Consider the following 3,041-nt stretch of genomic DNA (forward strand, 5'->3'; position numbering starts at 1 on the left):
CTTTATCGTGAAATGAACCTAATAAAAAAGCGCCAAATTGGCGCTTATTTACAAACTCACGAAAAACAATAGGTTTTCGTGATTATCAAGTAAATTTATAATGGTGTAATAACTAACAGAATTTATGCATTAATTCCATGATTTGATAGACGGTAATGGATTTTCAATGAGAATCGCTACAATTAACATAGTCTAGATGATGTAAAATTTTTGGCTTAGGCTAAGTACATTTAGTTTACCCTTCTCTTCTATCAAATATTACCGTATGCGTTTCTCTATGAAATTCTATACCTATCTGATGAATGATACGACTGGGTGTTGTGTATTTGTCAGCATAACGCTTCTGTTGTATTTGAGCTAAGGCGGTTCCTTGTGGTTGAGCGTTTTTACCATTCACGACTTTAAATTCAAAAATGTAAACGTGGTCTCCAATGATGAGTGTCATGTCGATGTTACCAAGACTTGTTGCGTCTTCTGTGATGGTTTGAAAGCCTAAACTGGCAAACAGTGCGTAGAAGACGCTGGCCCAATAGCCTTCGTAATTGGCAATCGGATTATTTCTGTGCCAGTTATGGGGAATGCTACTAAAAAATGCTTGGATGATGCTTTCAATGCCATCAAGATTATGCTGAACAATCGCTTCGTAAAGTTCACTTTGTTTGAGTAACATATCATCTTTGGCATGGGCGATGTATTTTAATAGCAGTGATTCCGATAAGCTTTGTTGTACTTCAATGTTGGGAAATTTTAGGGTATAACGTACACTGGGTTTTAACAGCATTTTATCAATGGTGAGATAACCCGTTTGAAATAGTAAGGCGATGATACTGATATCGCTTATTTCAAATTGTGATAGGTTTTGACTATCAATAAGTCTACCAATTAGTTGATGGATATGGATGTTTTCATTTAATAGCTTATCCATTAAGAAGGTTGCATTACCTGTTTCTACCCAGTAGTTTTTATAGAGCTTTTGTGGGTTACTTAAAAACAGTAAGACGTCAAAGGGGTTATAGACTGCTTCACCTGTCCAATTATAGCCGTTATACCATTTTTTTAACTCTTCAAGATCCACTTTATCTAATTCTACAGCGAATACGTTTTCAAGCTCAGATTGGGTGTAACCACAAAGCGCTGAGAATCTTTCATCTAAGGTAACATCGTATAGATTATTTAAACCTAAAAATAGATTGATTTTACTAAATTTAGAAACGCCTGTGAGCATGGCAAATTGTATATGGGCATCTTGACCTTTAATAACGGAATAAAAATCCCTTAATTGATTACGGACAATAATAGATTTTTCTGAATTCTGCAAACTGTCTAAAATCGGCTTATCGTATTCATCTATCAATATGACAACTTTTTGCCCTGTTGTTTCATGGCAATGCTGAATGAGTGCTTGAAACCTACCACTAATCGTTTTTAAGCTATTAGTAATACGCCATCTTTCTTCTAAAGCCGTTAAAATGTCCGATAAAGCAAGAGATAAGTCATCGTAACCTTCTATACCGCCATCAAAGCTAATGCGAATAACAGGATAGGATTGCTCCCATTGCCAGTGATGTTCAGCATATAATCCAGTGAATAGCGCCTTGTTACCTGCAAATATTTCAGCAATAGTATCAAGGGTCAGGCTTTTGCCAAACCGTCTAGGTCTTGATAAAAAAATATATTTACTAGTATTAATTAGTTCAATGATTTTGGCCGTTTTATCGACGTAATAATAGTTACCTTGTCTTAGTTCGGCTAAATTTTGGATGCCGATAGGAAATTGTTTTTTTACCATTTATTAGATCCCCACTAAGAATCACAAGATAATTTCAATAACTTAATAAACTTATTTGCCAAGAGTAACTTATGTAAGTTATGCACAAAAAGTAAGTTATAACATTTACTAAAAGATATAACTTACTTAAGTTATTTAACTTTCTTCATTTTTTGTTGCGAGAACTGCTAAATTTAATTGTTCTTCTGAAAGAAAGCTTAGCTGCTGAATCGCTGTTTTGACAATTATCGAACGATTAGCACGAGCGACCCTACTTTTTACAAGTAATTCATCGATTTGATCACTCACTTCTTGGGTAAGTGAAAAAGTTTGGCGAATATATTTAGCCTTCGATTCTTTTTGTAGCGAATGGGTATTCGCCCCACCAATAAAACTATCGACAGAGATATCAGCATTATAACCTTTTTTCTTTAAATCACTTAAACCCATTATACTTCTCCTAAAAACTCTTCGGCAATCGCTACAATTTCTGCGCTAGCCTTGCCATCTGTATCACCTTTGGCTTCAAATACTGTAAATCCATTTTCATCAGCGTCATCATAAATATTACGATTACTGGTGAAATTTTGAAGAGCTGGAATATTAAAGGATTCACAAGCATCTTTAGCATCGGTGATACGCTGGAATTGACTGGGCAAAGTTGGACATTGTGTCATGACGGCTTTTGCTTTTAAATTAGGATTGATGGCTTTTGCCATTTTCACCAGATTTTCCATGTGTGCCAGTGTTTTTAAATCCCGACGTTTAGGTCTAAAAGGCAACAACATATGGGTTGCAACAGTCATAGCAGAACGTAAGGCTTCAGAATCTTGACCACCTGCATCAATGACAATATCTTGATAACGCTTTGACAAATCAATTAGTGTCTGTCTAATATTACCTGAGCATTGCACTGATGGGAGTGTTTTAGAAATTTGGTTTTGCTCCCGCTCTTTTACCCAGTCAGTCGTTGTACCCTGCGGGTCAGCATCTAACAATAAGATGTCTCGATTTCTATTCTGCAAATAAACTGCAATATTTTGAGCTAAGCAGCTCTTGCCTGAACCACCTTTTTCACCGCCAATTAAGATTATCATAAGTTACACCTTTTATATAAGTTATTAAAGTTACATAACCATTTTAACAGATTTAAGTTACGTAAGTTAATTAATTTATTCAAAATTTTATCATATATAAGAAACCTTTGCGCGAATAAACACACAAAAGTTCATTAAATTGGTATAATACAATAAAATCAATCACCTAGCAAAAG

General features: G+C 35.0%; 3 protein-coding genes. All 3 read right to left on the bottom strand.

Annotated features, from left to right (window positions below; genetic code table 11):
• Nucleotides 1-235 precede the first annotated feature (235 nt).
• Nucleotides 236-1,789 carry an ATP-binding protein gene (locus tag ACH0AB_RS11695; RefSeq protein WP_406878248.1) on the bottom strand — a complete coding sequence of 518 codons (1,554 nt, stop codon included), beginning with the start codon at nt 1,787-1,789 and terminating at the stop codon, nt 236-238.
• A gap of 135 nt (nt 1,790-1,924) precedes the next feature.
• Nucleotides 1,925-2,218, bottom strand: coding sequence for a hypothetical protein (locus tag ACH0AB_RS11700; protein WP_060995181.1), 294 nt, complete (start codon nt 2,216-2,218; stop codon nt 1,925-1,927).
• A complete protein-coding gene (locus tag ACH0AB_RS11705; protein ID WP_060995182.1) occupies nt 2,218-2,865 on the bottom strand; it encodes an AAA family ATPase in 648 nt (215 codons plus the stop codon). Before ACH0AB_RS11705 ends, ACH0AB_RS11700 begins: the two co-directional genes overlap by 1 nt.
• Between the last annotated feature and the right edge of the window lie 176 nt (nt 2,866-3,041).

The sequence above is a fragment of the Moraxella sp. 179-F 1C4 NHS genome (assembly GCF_045370505.1).
GTDB classification, from domain to species: domain Bacteria; phylum Pseudomonadota; class Gammaproteobacteria; order Pseudomonadales; family Moraxellaceae; genus Faucicola; species Faucicola tetraodonis.